Annotated in this window: 15 protein-coding genes; 12 read left to right on the top strand and 3 right to left on the bottom strand. The window is 73.2% G+C overall.

Annotation, left to right across the window (positions count from 1 at the left end):
• Window positions 1-15 precede the first annotated feature (15 nt).
• Window positions 16-1,815, top strand: coding sequence for a putative bifunctional diguanylate cyclase/phosphodiesterase (locus ACHZ99_RS21190; RefSeq protein WP_420306392.1), 1,800 nt, complete (start codon window positions 16-18; stop codon window positions 1,813-1,815).
• Window positions 1,816-1,884: 69 nt separating this feature from the next.
• Here the strand turns inward: ACHZ99_RS21190 and ACHZ99_RS21185 are convergent, their stop codons facing one another.
• Together ACHZ99_RS21185 and ACHZ99_RS21180 are read right to left on the bottom strand one after the other, a co-directional pair.
• Entirely contained in the window at window positions 1,885-2,625 is a 741-nt protein-coding gene (locus ACHZ99_RS21185) for a maleate cis-trans isomerase family protein (protein WP_420306245.1), read from the bottom strand.
• Between the two features lie 116 nt (window positions 2,626-2,741).
• Window positions 2,742-3,716, bottom strand: a complete 975-nt coding sequence (locus tag ACHZ99_RS21180; RefSeq protein WP_420306244.1) for a maleate cis-trans isomerase family protein — start codon at window positions 3,714-3,716, stop codon at window positions 2,742-2,744.
• A gap of 237 nt (window positions 3,717-3,953) precedes the next feature.
• Between ACHZ99_RS21180 and ACHZ99_RS21175 the strand changes: the two genes are divergently transcribed.
• The gene (locus ACHZ99_RS21175) at window positions 3,954-4,895 is read left to right on the top strand and encodes a D-2-hydroxyacid dehydrogenase (RefSeq protein ID WP_420306243.1); all 942 of its coding nucleotides are present in this window, start codon (window positions 3,954-3,956) and stop codon (window positions 4,893-4,895) included.
• A gap of 19 nt (window positions 4,896-4,914) precedes the next feature.
• Window positions 4,915-6,360 (top strand): amidase, encoded by a 1,446-nt coding sequence (locus ACHZ99_RS21170; RefSeq protein ID WP_420306242.1) that lies wholly within the window; start codon window positions 4,915-4,917, stop codon window positions 6,358-6,360.
• 63 nt (window positions 6,361-6,423) lie between these two features.
• On the opposite strand, the gene ACHZ99_RS21165 is transcribed toward ACHZ99_RS21170, so the two are convergent.
• Entirely contained in the window at window positions 6,424-6,924 is a 501-nt protein-coding gene (locus ACHZ99_RS21165) for a DUF3830 family protein (protein WP_420306241.1), read from the bottom strand.
• A gap of 97 nt (window positions 6,925-7,021) precedes the next feature.
• On the opposite strand from ACHZ99_RS21165, the gene ehuB reads away from it, so the two are divergent.
• The 9 genes from ehuB to ACHZ99_RS21120 all read left to right on the top strand — a co-directional run bounded on the left by ehuB (window position 7,022) and on the right by ACHZ99_RS21120 (window position 15,704).
• Window positions 7,022-7,939, top strand: a complete 918-nt coding sequence (gene ehuB / locus ACHZ99_RS21160; RefSeq protein WP_420306240.1) for an ectoine/hydroxyectoine ABC transporter substrate-binding protein EhuB — start codon at window positions 7,022-7,024, stop codon at window positions 7,937-7,939.
• Window positions 7,939-8,685, top strand: coding sequence for an ectoine/hydroxyectoine ABC transporter permease subunit EhuC (gene ehuC / locus ACHZ99_RS21155; protein WP_420306239.1), 747 nt, complete (start codon window positions 7,939-7,941; stop codon window positions 8,683-8,685). The genes ehuB and ehuC overlap by 1 nt, the downstream gene beginning before the upstream one ends.
• Window positions 8,682-9,332, top strand: coding sequence for an ectoine/hydroxyectoine ABC transporter permease subunit EhuD (gene ehuD, locus ACHZ99_RS21150; protein ID WP_420306238.1), 651 nt, complete (start codon window positions 8,682-8,684; stop codon window positions 9,330-9,332). Before ehuC ends, ehuD begins: the two co-directional genes overlap by 4 nt.
• Window positions 9,319-10,128, top strand: coding sequence for an ectoine/hydroxyectoine ABC transporter ATP-binding protein EhuA (gene ehuA, locus ACHZ99_RS21145; RefSeq protein WP_420306237.1), 810 nt, complete (start codon window positions 9,319-9,321; stop codon window positions 10,126-10,128). The genes ehuD and ehuA overlap by 14 nt, the downstream gene beginning before the upstream one ends.
• A 367-nt stretch (window positions 10,129-10,495) precedes the next feature.
• Window positions 10,496-11,296, top strand: a complete 801-nt coding sequence (locus ACHZ99_RS21140) for a zinc-dependent alcohol dehydrogenase (RefSeq protein ID WP_420306236.1) — start codon at window positions 10,496-10,498, stop codon at window positions 11,294-11,296.
• 9 nt (window positions 11,297-11,305) lie between these two features.
• Window positions 11,306-11,704 (top strand): 6-pyruvoyl trahydropterin synthase family protein, encoded by a 399-nt coding sequence (locus ACHZ99_RS21135; RefSeq protein WP_420306235.1) that lies wholly within the window; start codon window positions 11,306-11,308, stop codon window positions 11,702-11,704.
• 10 nt (window positions 11,705-11,714) lie between these two features.
• Complete coding sequence (locus ACHZ99_RS21130; RefSeq protein ID WP_420306234.1) at window positions 11,715-12,395, top strand: RibD family protein; 681 nt, start codon at window positions 11,715-11,717, stop codon at window positions 12,393-12,395.
• Between the two features lie 50 nt (window positions 12,396-12,445).
• Complete coding sequence (locus ACHZ99_RS21125; protein ID WP_420306233.1) at window positions 12,446-12,757, top strand: trypco2 family protein; 312 nt, start codon at window positions 12,446-12,448, stop codon at window positions 12,755-12,757.
• Window positions 12,747-15,704, top strand: coding sequence for a trypsin-like peptidase domain-containing protein (locus ACHZ99_RS21120; RefSeq protein WP_420306232.1), 2,958 nt, complete (start codon window positions 12,747-12,749; stop codon window positions 15,702-15,704). The genes ACHZ99_RS21125 and ACHZ99_RS21120 overlap by 11 nt, the downstream gene beginning before the upstream one ends.
• Window positions 15,705-15,754: the final 50 nt, after the last annotated feature.

Below are 15,754 nucleotides of genomic sequence, written 5' to 3'. Positions count from 1 at the left end.
GCCGCGGGCACGCCCGTGGACGACTTCCGCGCCGCCTTCGACGGGGCCCAGCTGGCGATGGCCGTCGTGGGCGGCGACGGCCTCGTACGGGCCGCGAACAGCCGGATGCTGGAGCTGGTCGGCGCCGGCGAGGGCGGGCTGGCCGGCGCCTCGGCCGCGGAGCTGACCGGGCTGCGCGACGAGCCGTGGAGCTGGGCCGGGTTCGTGGACGTGCTCCAGGGCAGGCGCGCCTCGCTGCGCTGTACGCGGCGGATGAGGGACGCGGGCGGGCGCTCGCTGTCGGTCGAGATGACCCTCACCCCGCTCTCCGGCGGCCGGGCGCTGCTGTCGCTGACGGACGTCACCGAGCAGCGCGAGCTGCGTGCGAAGCTGCGCCATCTGAAGATGCACGACCCGGTGACCCGGCTGCCGAACCGGGAGCTGTTCTTCGAGCGGCTCACCGGCGCGTTGCAGGAGGCCCGGCAGGCCGAGGAGTCCGGGGCCGCCGAGCACGGCGGCGCGGGCCGGGACACCGGACCGGGCGGGCCGGGACCGGGGCAGGACGGGCCCGGGCAGGGCGGCGGGACGCAGCCGCGCGCGGGCGCGCGCGGGGCGCCGGCCCGCGTCGGGCTCGCGTACCTCGACCTCGACGGCTTCAAGGCCGTCAACGACACCCTCGGTCACCGGGTGGGCGACCGGCTGCTCGCCGCCGTCGCCCGCCGGCTGGTGGCCTGCACGGCGGAGGCGGGCCAGGCCGAGAAGCACGGCATCACGGTGGCCCGGCTCGGCGGCGACGAGTTCGCGGTGCTGGTGGCCCGGTCCGCCGGTACGGAACAGCTCGGCGAGCTGGCGCAGCGGCTGCTCGACGCGCTGGCGGAGCCGTTCGACCTCGCCGGGCAGCGGCTCGCGGTCTCCGCCAGCATCGGCGTCGTCGAGCGCGCGGTCAGCGGGCAGACGGCGACGGCGCTGATGCAGGCCGCCGACACCACGCTGTACTGGGCGAAGGCCGACGGCAAGGCCCGCTGGACCCTCTTCGACCCCGAGCGCAACGCCCACCGCATGACCCGGCAGGCGCTCTCCTCCACGCTGCGCCCGGCCATCGAGCGCGACGAGTTCGCCCTCGACTACCAGCCGCTCATCGACCTCGGCGACGGCAGCGTGCGCGGCGTGGAGGCGCTGGTGCGCTGGCAGCACCCGAAGCTCGGCACGTTGACGCCGAATCGGTTCATCGGACTGGCGGAGGAGAACGGCGCGATCGTGCCGCTCGGCCGCTGGGTGCTGGCCACCGCCTGCCGCCGCGCGGCCGCCTGGCGCCGGCTGCGCCCCGCGGACCCGGTGTTCGTCAGCGTCAACGTGGCCGTGCGCCAGGTGTGGGACTCCGACCTGGTCGCCGACGTCGGGGAGATCCTCGACGAGACGGGCCTGCCGCCCGGGCTGCTCCAGTTGGAGCTGACGGAGTCGGCGGTGATGGGGTCGGCGGGCCGGCCGCTCCAGGCGTTGCAGGAGCTGAGCGAGATGGGCGTCGGCATCGCGATCGACGACTTCGGCACCGGCTACTCCAACCTCGCCTACCTCAGCCGGCTGCCGGTGTCCGCGCTGAAACTGGACGGATCGTTCGTCCGTGGCTTCAGCTCCGCCGAGCACCCGAGCCCGGCGGACGAGACGATCGTCGAGGCGCTGGTCGACCTGGCGCACCGGCTGGGCATCAGCGTCACCGCGGAATGCGTGGAGAGCGGTGAGCAGGCCGAGCGGCTGCGCCGGATCGGGTGCGACACGGCCCAGGGCTGGTTCTACTCCCGGGCCGTGCCGGCGGAGCGGGTGGCGCGGCTGCTGTAGGGCCCGTAGGGCAGGGCCCGGGGGCAGCAGGGCCCGCACGGCGGGCCCGGGCAGCGGCGCCCTGCGCCCTCAGCCCGCCGCCGCGAAGAGCCGCCCCAGCGACGGCTGCGCCGCCCGGCGGCCCAGCAGCCGCAGCCCCTCCCAGACCGTCACCTGGTTCGCCGTCAGCACCGGCTTGCCCAGCGCCGCCTCCACCTCCGCCACGTACGCCGCCGTGTGCAGCGCCGTGTCCGGCAGCAGCACCGCCTCCGCGTCCGGGTGGTCGCCCGCCCGCGCCAGAGCCAGCACCTCGTCCCGGCCCCAGGTGCCCACCTCGGCGGCGGTGATGATGCCGCTCCCGCGGGTCGACGTCACCTCGGCGCCGGCCGCCTTCAGGAACACGGCGAACAGCTCCGCCACGTCCTCCGGGTACGTCGCCGCCACCGCCACCCGGCGCACGCCCAGCTCCGCCACGGCGTGCGCGAAGGCGAAGGACGTGCTGGAGGCCGGCAGCCCGGCGGTCGCGGACAGCTCCGCCACCTGCTCCCGGGCGCCCTCCGGCCCGTAGACGAAGCTGGCGCTGGTGCACGCCCAGACCACGGCCTGCGCGCCGCGCGCCTTCAGCTCGGCCACGCCCGCGGCCAGCCGGGCGGCGGAGCCCATCTCCAGCAGGGCGTCGACGCGGTGGGCGTCCTCGCCGATGTCGGTGTGGACGAGCGGCAGGGCGGTGGTCCCGCCGAGCATGTCCTGGATGCGCGGGTAGTCGTCCTCGGCCGAGTACCCGGGGTAGAGGAATCCGGCGGTCGCCGTCGCCTTGGCGGTCTGCTGCACACTGCCTCCGTCCGTGTCGATACGTCCGTCTCGATACGTCCCTGTCCGAACGCGCGCCTGCCGGCGTGGGTCCTCCCCCACGCCGGGTTCCCGGTGATCCGTACCGGACCGGGCCGCTACGCCGGCCGCTGCCCCGGATCGTCGGGCCACAGCGGCTCCACGGCGTCGACCGCGTCGGAGTCCGGCGGCGGCGCGGAGCCCGCCAGCGCGGCCTCGGGGGGCGGCTGCGGCGACGGCACGTCCGCGGGCAGCCCCGGGACCTCCGGCGGCAGCACCGGGCCGTCCGCCGACAGCACCGTGACGTCGGGGAGCACCGTGGCGTCCGGCGGCGCCATCGACGCCCAGCCGAGCCGGGCCGCGGGGTCCAGCAGCGCCTGGTACGGGCCGACGGCGTCCTTGCCGATGCGCTGGAGCGCGGCCCAGACCGTGACCTGGTTCGCCGACAGCACCGGCAGCCGCAGCTCCGCTTCGAGCTGGGGGATGACGTCGTACGTCGGGAGGTTGGTGCAGCTGATGAAGAGCGCGTCCGGGGAGCCCTGCGCGGTGGCGATCCGGGCCATCTCGACGACCTGCCGGTACGGCACCCGCCAGATCTGCCGGGTCAGGCCGAGGCTGGCGCGCCCCGTGACCTCGATGCCGCCCTCTTCGAGGAACTCCTCCAGGGCTCCGGTGACCGAGGGTGTGTACGGCGTGACGATCGCGGCGCGGCGGGCGCCGATCTCGTTCAGCGCCGCCAGCATGGCCCCGGACGTCGTCAGCGCGGGCACCGCGGCGGCGGACGACATCGCCGCGGTCATGGCGTGCTCGCCCATGCGCCCGTCGGCGAAGCTGCCGGACGCGCAGGCGTACGCGACGACCTCAGGCGAGACGGCGGTCAGCGCCTGGACCGCCTCGCGCAGGGTCTGGTGCTCACTCACGAGCCTGGCCAGGTCGAGGCTGACCTCGACGGGCACATACGGTGTGCGCGTCAGATGCAGGGACACATCGTCCGGCACCCAGCGCCAGAGCTCGCGGTCGAGCGCGAAATCAAAAGGGGCTACGACACCCACACCACGCTGTGGCTGTGGTCCACCCAGAAAAGAGACGTCCATGAGGATGCCCCGTTCATACGGAGGGCTGGGGGAAGGTACAACTCTGGAGCAACCGGTGAGCGACCGGGACGCAGTGACAGATGCGGTTATTGACGAAGGTAGAGGCACACCCCTAGCGTGGTCAATCCTCGCATCTCCGACGTTTTTCCGCCTTCCCTTTCAGGCTACATCCAGTACCGCACCCCGTGCTGGCGACCCCATTGCAGCAGTTGAATTTTGCGGGACGGTTTCCTTCCTATGTCCGATATCCGCGTGCTCGTCCTCGACGACGATCCGCCGCCCGACCTGGACCGACTCCGCGGCCGGGCCCACGTGGTCGGCACGGACGCGGACGGGCTCCCCGAGCTGCTGCCCACCGCCGACGTGGTGCTCGTGTGGGACTTCACCTCGCCCGCGGTGCGCGAGGCCTGGCCGGGACCCGGCCGGCGGCCGGGGTGGGTGCACACCCCGAGCGCCGGCGTCGACCACGTGCTCTCGCCCGAGTTCGCCGCCTCCGACACGGTGCTGACCAACGCCCGCGGGGTCTTCGACCGGCCCATCGCGGAGTACGTCGCCGGGCTGGTGCTGGCGATGGCCAAGGACTTCCCCGGCACCTGGGAACGGCAGCGGCAGCGCCGCTGGCAGCACCGCGAGACGCTGCGGCTGGCCGGGACCCGGGCGGTGGTGGTGGGCGCCGGGCCGATCGGGCGGGCCATCGCGGAGACGCTGGGGTGCCTTGAGGTACGTACGGAACTCGTCGGCCGGACCGCGCGCGCGGGCGTGCGCGGGCAGGAGGAGCTGCCGTCGCTGCTCGGGACGGCCGACTGGGTGGTGTGCGTGGCGCCGCTGACGCCCCAGACCCGCGGGATGTTCGGCCGGGAGGCGTTCGCCGCGATGCCGGACCGGGCCCGGTTCATCAACGTCGGCCGCGGCCCGCTGGTCGACACCGCGGCGCTGGTCGCGGCGTTGCAGCAGCGGGAGATCGCGGCGGCGGCCCTCGACGTCTTCGAGACCGAGCCGCTGGCGCCCGAGGACCCGTTGTGGGAGGTCCCGGGCCTGTTCGTCTCGCCGCACATGAGCGGTGACACGGTTGGCTGGCGCGGGGCTCTTGCGGACCAGTTCCTGGAGCTGTTCGATCTGTGGGCGGCCGGCCGGCCGCTCTTCAACGTCGTGGACAAGCAGCTCGGCTACGTACGGTGACGCACAGGGAGGCGGCGGGATGACGGGGAGCACGGATCCGGCGGATCTCACGGCGGTGGAGCTGCTGCGCGGCTACCGCTCCGGCGAGCTGTCGCCCGTCGAGGCCACCCGCGCGGCGCTCGCGCGGGCGGCCCGGGCGCAGGAGCTGACCAACGCCTTCGTCACCCTCGACGACGGCGTACGGGACGCGGCGCTGGCCCGCGCCGAGGCGTCCGCGCGCCGCTGGCAGCGCGGCGAGCCCGCCGGGCTGCTCGACGGCGTGCCGGTGACCGTCAAGGACATGATCCTTCAGCGCGGCACCCCGACGCTGCGCGGCTCCCGGCTCGTCGACCCGAACCGGGAGTGGGACGAGGACGGCCCCTCGGTGGCGCGGCTGCGCGAGCACGGGGCGGTGTTCCTCGGCAAGACCACCACGCCGGAGTTCGGCTGGAAGGGGACCACGGACAGCCCGCTGCACGGGGTCACCGTCAACCCGTACGACACCGGCCGCACCACCGGCGGCTCCAGCGGCGGCAGCGGCGCGGCGGTGGCGCTGGGCGCGGGGCCGCTGAGCCTGGGCACGGACGGCGGCGGCTCGGTGCGGATTCCGGCGGCGTTCTGCGGGATCGTCGCGCTGAAGGCCACGTACGGGCGGGTGCCGCTGTATCCGGCGAGCCCGTTCGGCACGCTGGCGCACGTCGGGCCGATGACGCGGGACGTACGGGACACCGCGCTGCTGATGGACGTGGTCAGCGGGGCGGACCCGCGGGACTGGTCGCAGCTGGGCCCGCCGCCGGGCGGCTTCGTCGACGCGCTCGACGGCGCCGCGGAGGGCGTGCGGGGGCTGCGGGTGGCGTACAGCGCGTCGTTCGGCGGCCAGGTCGCGGTCGACCGGCAGGTGGCGGCGGTGGTGCGGGGCGCGGTGGAGCGGCTGTCGGACCTCGGCGCGTACGTGGAGGAGGCCGACCCGCGGCTGTGCGAGGGACTGGCCGCCTGCCAGGAGGCGTTCCACACGCTGTGGTTCAGCGGCGCCGCGCGGGTGGTGCAGCCGTACGGGCGCCAGGCGCGGGAGCTGCTGGACCCGGGGCTGCGCGAGATCGTGGAGCTGGGCGAGCGCTACAGCGCGCTGGACTACCTGGCGGCGGTGGACGTGCGGATGGCGCTCGGGCAGGCGATGGGGCGCTTCCACCAGACGTACGACGTGCTGGTCACGCCGACCGTGCCGATCACGGCCTTCGAGGCGGGGGCGGAGGTGCCGAAGGACTCGGGGTACACCCGGTGGACCGGGTGGACCCCGTTCACGTACCCCTTCAACCTCACCCAGCAGCCGGCCGTCAGCCTGCCCTGCGGGCTGGACGGGGCGGGGCTGCCGGTGGGGGTGCAGCTGGTCGCGGCGCGGCACCGGGACGCGCTGGTGCTGCGCACGGCGCAGGCGCTGTACGAGTCGGGCATTGCGGACGGCATCCGGCCGCCGACGTACGACTGAGCCGGGGCGCTACGGGGCCGGGGCCCCGTAGCGCGCGTCCGGCGGACCGGCGGCGGTCCGGCGTCAGAGCCGGCGGAAGTTGAGCGTCTCGCCCAGCGCTCCCGCGCGCCAGAGGTCCTGGCAGGCGGCGGCCATCTCGTCCAGCCCCTCGACCACCGAGCCCCAGACGATGCCGGGGACCCAGCCGGAGTCGCCGTTGATGAGCAGGTTGTTCCGCTCGTAGAACAGCGCGAGGTCGACGACGCTCGTCCGGCCCTGGTGCTTGGCCTCGGCCTCGTACCCGTAGCTGGCGGTGCCGAGGACGGTGTCGGTGAAGCTGAAGTAGCACAGGTCCCCGGGGATGGGGGTGACGGTCGGGTTCTCCAGCGGCGGCTCGGCCGGCGCGAAGGCGGGGAGCAGGGTGTAGATCTCGTTGCGGGCGTACTTGGCGTGGTACACGTCGCCGCCGAGCGGGAGCGCGTCCCACACGGCGGCACAGGTCACGGGTGCTCTGTCGTCGAGCAGCTTCGCTGTGCAGCGGACGTCGCGCTTGGCCAGAGAGACCTCGACATATCGCGCAGGCATACACCACTCCCTCGTTCGGTGTACCCCACGATAACGGGAGGATCACCGGCCGGAACCGACCCGCATAACTTCGGCGGGGGCGGGTAGCCGCGCGCCCATGGTTCTACGTGGTGAGAACGAGACGAGAAGCGGGCCGGGCGGGCTGAGGCGCCGCTCGCTGCTCGCATCAGCCGCCGCCGTCGGCGCGGCCGGCGCGATCGGCGGGGCCGCCGGTTGCAGCCGGACGGCCGAGGCGGACGGCACCGTCGAAGGGGGTGACCTGCTCGAACAGCTGCGGGAGCGCGGCGTCGTCAAGGTCGGCATCGCCGGCGAGGTGCCCTTCGGCTATATCAACGAGGACGGCGACGCCGTCGGCGAGGCACCGGCCATCGCCGAGGTGATCTTCAAACGGCTCGGCATCCCGAAGATCGAACCGGTGCCGGTCCAGTTCTCGGCGCTGATCCCGGGTCTGAAGGTGGCGCTGTTCGACGTCGTGTCCGCGGGAATGTACATCAACCCGGACAGATGTGCCCAGGTGCTCTTTTCCGACCCGGACTATCTGATGCTTGACGCCTTCATCGTCAAGAAGGGCAATCCGCATAACATCCGCGATTACAAGGACGTCGCCGAGAAGGGCCTGAAGCTGGCGAGCGGCACCGCGTACGCCGAGATCGAGTACGCCAAGGCCAACGGGGTCAAGGAGGTCCTGGTCCTGCCGGACCAGGTGGCCGGCCTGGAGGCGGTCGAGCAGGGCCGGGTGGACGCCTTCGCCGGCACCAGCGTCACCGTCACCAACGCGGTCAAGGGCTCCAAGCGGGCCGAGGGGTCCGAGCCCTTCCAGCCGGTCGTCGACGGCGAGCCCGCCTACGGCGCCGGCGGCTTCGCCTTCCGGCTCTCGGAGAAGAACCTGCGCGACGCCTTCAACGTGGAGCTGCACAAGCTCAAGGACAGCGGTGAGCTGCTCCGTCTCGTCAAGCCGTTCGGCTTCACCGAGCGGGAGATGACGAAACTGACCGTTGAGGAGCTGTGCCCCTGATGATGACCTGGGAATTCTTCCGGGAGTGGTTCCTCCCGGGCATCTGGGTCACGATCCAGGTGCTCATCTACAGCACGGTGCTGGCCGCCGTCGTGGCGTTCGTCGTCGGCACGCTGCGGACCTCGCGGTTCTGGATCGTGCGCTTCGTCGCCGGCACGTACTTCGAGATCTTCCGCGGCATGTCGGCGCTGATCCTGATGTTCTGGATGGCCTTCGCGGTGCCGCTGATGCTCGGCTGGCAGTTCGTGCCGCTGTGGTCCGGCACGCTGGCCCTCGGCCTGACCTACGGCGCGTACGGCTCCGAGATCGTGCGCGGCGCGCTGGCGGCGGTGCCCCCGGCGCAGCAGGAGGCGGGCATCGCGCTCAGCTTCACGCGCATGCAGCGGCTGCGCCGCATAGAGCTGCCGCAGGCGTGGCCCGAGATGATCCCGCCGTTCAACAACCTGCTGATCGAGCTGCTGAAGGGCACGTCCCTGGTGTCGGTCATCGCGGTCGCCGACATGACGTTCGCCGGCAACCTGCAACGGCTGGCGACGGCCGAGAGCGCGCCGATCTACACGCTCCTGCTGGTGCTGTACTTCATCATCGCCTTCATCCTCACCCGCCTGATGCGGATGCTGGAGCGCCGGGCCAAAGCGGGGGTGGGCCGGGCTCCGGAGAAGAAGAGCGGTTTGTTCACCCGTAAGCTCTCCGCCCGCGGCGAGTCCGTGCAGGCGAGCACCCAGGCCGCCGGAGGTGTCGGATGACGTTCGACTGGGATGTCGTCGACGAGTTCATGCCGAGGTTCTGGGACGGGGTGCTCGTCACCCTCCAGGCCCTCGCGCTCGGCACGCTGATCGCCTTCGCCCTCGGCCTGGTCTGGGCCATGGCGCAGCGCGCGCCGCAGCGCTGGATCTGCTGGCCGGTGACCGCGGTCACCGAGTTCATCCGGAACACGCCGCTGCTGGTGCAGCTCTTCTTCCTGTTCTACGTGGTCCCCGAGTGGGGTCCGTCCATGTCCCCGCTCACCACCGGCATCGTCGGCCTGGGCCTGCACTACTCGACGTACACCGCCGAGGTCTACCGCGCGGGTATCGACGGTGTGCCGGTCGGCCAGTGGGAGGCGTCGAAGGCGCTCAGCCTGTCGCGCGGCCGGACGTGGACGTCCGTGATCCTGCCGCAGGCCATCCGCCGGGTGGTGCCCGCGCTGGGCAACTACGTGGTCGCGATGCTCAAGGACTCGCCGATGATCGCGGTCATCGGCGCGCTGGACATGCTCGGCGAGGCCCAGATGTACAGCAACGAGACCTTCACCACCGAGGCCATCACCGTCGTGGGCGTGGCGTTCATCGTGATCGCCTACCCCGCTTCCCTTTTGATCCGAGTCCTGGAGCGTCGTCTTGTCAACAACTGACTCCACAGCCGAGAAGAACCCGCCCGTCGACGGCCGCGAGCTGATCCGCTTCGACAACGTGACCAAGCGGTTCGGCACCAACGTCGTCCTGGACGACCTGTGCTTCGACGTGTCGTCGGGCAAGCACGTGACGCTCATCGGACCCTCCGGGTCGGGCAAGACCACGATCCTGCGGCTGCTGATGACCCTGGTGAAGCCGGACAGCGGCACCATCAAGGTCAACGACGACTACCTCTTCCACGAGGAGCGCAACGGCAAGCTGGAGCCCGCGGGCGAGAGCCACATCCGCGAGGTGCGCAAGAACATCGGGATGGTGTTCCAGCAGTTCAACCTCTTCCCGAACATGAAGGTGATGCGGAACATCATGGAGGCCCCGGTGCACGTACTGGGGCTGCCGAAGGACGAGGCGGAGTCCCGCGCGCGGGAGCTGCTGGAGCTGGTGGGGCTCACCGAGCACATCGACAAGTACCCGAGCCAGCTCTCCGGCGGCCAGCAGCAGCGCGTGGCGATCGCCCGCGCGCTGGCCATGCGGCCGCAGATACTGCTGCTGGACGAGGTCACCTCGGCGCTGGACCCGGAGCTGGTGGCGGGCGTCCTGGACCTGCTGCGGGACATCGCGCGGACGACGGACATCACCATGCTGTGCGTCACCCACGAGATGAACTTCGCGCGGGACATCTCCGACGACGTGCTGATGTTCGACGCCGGGAAGATCATCGAGTCCGGCCCGCCGGAGAAGATCTTCAGCGAGCCGGAGCACGAGCGCACGCAGCAGTTCCTCAACGCGATTCTCTGAGCGTTCGCTTTCGGCCATCCGGCGGGCGCCCTCCGGCGACGGAGGGCGCCCGCCGGCGTGTGTGCGGGTCGAACTCCGGTTCGGGGTGGTCGTCTAGGATCGCGGGGATGCCGGTTAGCAGAGGGGCGACGGTGGAGCACCGTATACGCTCATTTTGGGTCATATCTCCGGGCCGGGGGGAGATTCTGAGTTCCCCGCCCGCCTGCCCGCCTGCCCGCCTGCCCGCCTGCCCGCCTCCCCGCCTCCCCGCCTCCCCGCCTCCCCGCCTCCCAATGAGGTCTTAGTCAGGACGCTGTACTCGGCGGTCAGCCGCGGTACGGAGTCGCTGGTCTTCCACGGCCGGGTGCCACCGAGCCAGTACGCGGCCATGCGCGCCCCGTTCCAGGAGGGCGACTTCCCCGGGCCCGTCAAGTACGGGTACCTCAACGTCGGCCGGGTCGAGGAAGGCCCGGCCGCGCTGCTGGGCCGGGCCGTCTTCAGCCTCTACCCGCACCAGACCCGCTTCCGCGTCCCGGCCGCCGCCCTCGCCCCTGTGCCCGACGATGTCCCGGCCGGACGCGCCGTGCTGGCCGGGACCGTCGAGACCGCGCTCAACGCGCTCTGGGACGCGCCGCCGCAGATCGGTGACCGCATCGCGGTGGTGGGCGCGGGGATGGTCGGCGCCTGCGTCGCCGCCCTCCTGGCCCGCTTCCCCGGCGTCCGCATCCAGCTCGTCGACGTCGACCCCGACCGCGCGGAGGTCGCCGCCGCCCTCGGCGTCGGCTTCGCCTCTCCCCCGCGGGCGGCCGACGACTGTGACGTCGTCTTCCACGCCAGCGCCACCGGGGCCGGGCTGCGCCGGAGCCTCGAACTGCTCGCCCCGGAGGGGACGGTGGTCGATCTGAGCTGGTATGGGGACCGGTCCGTCACCCTGCCGCTGGGTGAGCACTTCCACTCCCGGCGCCTCTCGCTACGCGGCAGTCAGGTCGGCGCCGTCCCGCCGGCCCGCCGCGACCGCCACTCCGTCGCCGACCGACTCGCCCTGGCGCTCGACCTGTTGCGGGACCCGGCCTTCGACGCGCTGATCACCGCCGAGTCCGGTTTCGACGAACTCCCCCGGGTCATGGCCGGGATCGCCGCCGGCGAGCTGCCCGGGCTCTGCCACCGCATCCGGTACGACCTCGACTGAGAGGCCCGCATGTTCACCGTCACCGTCCGCGACCACCTCATGATCGCCCACAGCCTGAGCGGCGACGCTTTCGGCCCCGCGCAGCGCCTGCACGGAGCCACATACCTGGTCGACGCCACCTTCCACCGCCCGGAGCTGAACGGCGACAACGTCGTCGTCGACATGGCCCTGGCGGCGCAGGAGGTGCGCGGGATCGTCGCGGACCTTTCGTACCGGAACCTCGACGAGGAGCCCGGCTTCGCGGGCGTGAACACGACCACGGAGTTTCTGGCCAAGGTCGTCGCCGACCGCCTCGCCGACCGCATACGCGACGGTGCCCTCGGCCCCGGCGCGCACGGCCTCACCGCGCTCACCGTGCGGCTCCACGAGTCCCACGTCGCGTGGGCCGACCACCACCGGCCCCTCTGACCGCCCGCCGGTGGCCACCCGCCCGTACGTCCTGCTGTCCGCGGCCGTCTCCGTCGACGGCCGCCTCGACGACGCGTCCGCCGAGCGGCTCGTCCTCTCCGGCCGCCCGGATCTCGACCGCGTCGACGGCGAGCGCGCCGCGGCAGACGCCGTCCTCGTCGGCGCCCGCACCCTGCGCGGGGACGACCCGAGGCTGCTGGTGACGAGCGCCCAGCGACGCGCCCGGCGGGTCGCGGCGGGCCGGCCGGCGCACCCGCTGAAGGTCACCGTCTCCGGCTCCGGCGCGCTGAGCCCTCATCTCGCGTTCTGGCACTGCGGGGACGCGAAACTGGTCTGCACGGTGGACGCCGCCCTGCCCCGCGTCCGCCGTACCCTCGGCGGCCTGGCGGACGTCGTCAGCACGGGCCCCACCCTCGACTGGCCCGCGCTCCTCGCCGAACTCGGCCGGCGCGGTGTGGCCCGGCTCCTGGTGGAGGGCGGCGGCACGGTCCATACCCAGCTCCTCGCGCTGGACCTGGCGGACGAGCTCCACCTCGCCGTTGCCCCGCTCCTCGTCGGCCAGCCTGGTGCGCCGCCGTTCCTGTCCCCGGCCGCGTATCCCGGCGGACCCGCGGCCCGCATGCGGCTCCTGGAAGCGCGCCCGGTCGGCGACGTCGTGCTGCTGCGCTACGCCCCGAAGGAGCGGACGTGAACTGACCGCTGTCCGGGGCCGGGCCCGCGCGCGGCCGATATGCTCGGCGGATGGACGACGCGGTGGAACTGCAGGACATGATCGCCCAGTTACGGCGATCACTGGGCCGGGCCATGGCGGACGGGGAGGGCGAGGGACTCCGCTTCCAGGCCGAGAAACTGGAGCTGGAACTCACCGTCGGGGTCGAGCGCAGCCGGGAGCCGGGCGCCAAGGTGCGGTTCTGGGTGTTCGACGTCAACCACTCCGCCCGCTCCGCGCACGCCGCCACCCAGCGGATCACCCTCACCCTCCAGCCCGTACGCGCCGACGCCCCCGACCGCAGCGCGCTGATCTCGGGCGACGAGCTGCCCGGTGAGCGCTGACCCGCCGGCCGGCGGGCTCGACCCCCATCGCATCGCGGAGGTCATCACCGACAGCGGGGCGGGGGGCGGGAGCCGCGGCTCCGGCTACCTCATCTCCGCCGACGCCGTCCTCACCGCCGCCCACGTGGTCGCCGGGGCACACCGGATCACCGTACGGTGCGACGCCGACCGCCCCGGCGAGTGGTCGGCCCCCGCGGTCGTGGCCTGGACGGCGGCGGGCAGCGACCTGGCCGTCCTGACCGTCACGCCCCCGGCGCACGCCCCGGCGGCCGCCGTACCCGCGCGCTTCGGCCGTGTCGCCGACGACCGGCCCGACGTCGTCGACGTGCACCTCGCGGGGTTCCCGCTGTTCAAGCGGCGCCGCCACCCGGACGGCGCGTACTTCCGCGAGATGCACCAGGCGCACGGGTCTGTCGCCGCGCTCTCCAACCTCCGTACCGGCACGCTGGAGGTGACCGTCCCGCCCCCGGGCGCGGACCCCGACCCGGCCGTCTCCCCGTGGTCCGGCATGTCCGGCGCCGCGGTGTGGGCGGGCGACCGCGTCGTCGGCGTGATTGCGGAGCACCACCGGGCGGAAGGACTGAACCGGCTCACCGCCGTCCGCCTCGACCACGCGCTGCGTGGACTGGACGAGTCCGGCCGCGCGGAGTTCACGCGGCTGCTCGCGCTCCCCGGCGCACCGGAGTTGCCGCTCGCCGTCCCCGGCGGCCCCGGGCTGCCGCAGGCGGAGGAGGTGCCGCCGGAGGTGCGGGTGGTCGGTGTCCCCGTCGCGTACGGCATCGAGCTGTTCAAGAACCGCGCCGGAGAGGTCGAGCAGATCGCCCGGCACCTGAGCGACCCGGCCATCCGCATGGTGACAGTCGTGGGGCGGCGCGGCATCGGCAAGAGCGCGCTGGCCGCGAAGATCATGGACCTGCTCGACCGCGGCGCCTGGCCGGGCCCGGCCGCCGGCGGCCTCGTCAACCTGTCCACCCGTACCTCCGGGATCTCCCTGGAACGCCTCTACTTCGACTGCGCCCGGCTGCTCGGCCCCGCCCAGACCTCACGCCTGCACAAGGTCTGGGAAGCCGGCGGCCCGCTGGAACACCGGCTGAGCGAGCTGTTCAGAACCATGGGTGGACGACAGATCTTCATCCTCCTGGACAATCTCGACGACCTTCTCGGCGACGACGGCCACGTCGAGGACGACGAGCTGGCGGTCTTCCTCGACTGGCTCTTCCGGACCGCCACGGCCCCGCGGGTCCTCGTCACCAGCCAGGTGCCGGTACGCCTGGTGCCCGAGCTGCGCCGCTTCGCCGCCCACGTCGAACTCGCCGGCGGCCTCAGCCCCGCCGAGTCCGCGGACCTGCTGCGCGAGCTGGACCGCGACGGCAGCCTGGGCGTGGCCGCCCTCTCCGACGACGAGCTGCTGCACGCCGCCGTCCGCGTCCACGGGGTGCCGCGCGCGCTCGAACTCCTCGTCGGCGCGGTCGCCGAGGACGCGGTGCCGCTGCCCAGCCTGGACGACGTGCTACGGGACTTCACCCGCCGCCACGACGTCGTCTCCGACCTTGCGCACGCCCGCTACGAGCGCCTGGACGGCCGGGCGCGCGGAGTGCTCGGCGTGCTGGCTGCGCTGCGCACCCCCGTGACACAGCGCGGACTTGAGGAGATCCTGGCCGGGATCGACCCGGAACTTCCGGTGGCCGACGTCCTCACGGCTCTCGTACGTATGCGCCTGGTGTCCTTCAGCCGGGCGGACCGTACGCTCGCCCTGCACCCCCTGGACGCGGACATCGCCCTCGACCAGACGTCATGGCACGGAACCCTGGGGAGGCAGGCGGTGGAACGGCGGATCGCATCCTGGTATGCGGAACAGACGCGGTCGGAAAGTGAGCCGCGTACGCATGAGGACGTGGAACTGTACCGACGGCGGTTCGACCACCTCGTGCGGGCAGGCGACCACGACGGCGCCGCGCGGGTGCTCAACGAGATCAGCGAATACCTCATCTGGCACGGCTGGGTGCTCGCCGCCGTCTCGATGCACCTGTCGGTCGACGGGCGCATCGAGGACGAGGAGGTGCGCCTCGCGCAGACGGTCGCCTACGGGCACGCGCGGCTCAGCGCGGGGCCGATGGAGCAGGCGGTCGAGCTGTTCACGGCGGCCGTCGACCTCGCCGAACGCCGCGGCGACCGGCCCGCGCTCCAGTACGCGCTCTTCGGCCTCGGCGACGCCCACCGCCAGCTCGCCGCCCAGGACGCGGCCGTCGAGCCGCTGGCCCGGTCCGCGGAGCTGGCGCGCGAACTCGGCAACGCCGAACGCGAGGCGCACGCGCTGCTCTCCCTCAGCCTGACGCACAGCTACCTCCGCAACGGCGAGAGCGCGCTGGCGGGCGCGGACCGGCTGACCACGCTCGCCGCCGCGAGCGGCGACCCGCTCACGGTCGCCCGCGCGGGGAACGCGCGCACCATCGCGCTGCTCACGCTGGAAAGGTGGCGGGAGACGGTGGAGTCGGGGAGCGAGACGGTACGGGCCTACCGGGCGGCCGGCGTCCGGGAGGCGACGGCGTACGCGCTGAACGCGCAGGGCCTCGCGTTCGTCGCCCTGGCCGAGCCGGGGCGGGCGGTGACGGTCCTGGAAGACGCCCTGCGGGAGGCGTCGCTGATGGAGAACCCGCGCGCGGAGGGCGTCTGCCTGCTCAACCTCGCCTGGGCGTGCTGGTGCGACGGGGCGGACGCAGAGTCCGCCGCCACCGCGGACCGCGCGGCGGCGGCCCTGACGAGCGCCGGAGCCGCCCAGGCGGAGGCGGCCCGCCTGCTGGCCGAGGCGGCCCGCACCCGCGCCAACGACCCCGGGGCCGCCGCCGACACCCTGGACCACGCGGCGACGTACCTCGACGGCAACGCCGAGGTGGTCACCCCGGACTGGTTCACCGACGAGGCCCGGCGGCTGCGCGGAGACCGGTGACCGGCCCTTCCGCGCAGCGACCCCGCCACCTACCGCGGCTCAGCTGTGGC

Origin of the sequence: Streptomyces sp. MAR4 CNX-425 (assembly GCF_048656465.1) — a bacterium.
GTDB lineage: Bacteria > Actinomycetota > Actinomycetes > Streptomycetales > Streptomycetaceae > Streptomyces.
Note: the sequence above shows the minus strand (reverse complement) of the source record. Positions and strands in the feature narration are given on the sequence as shown.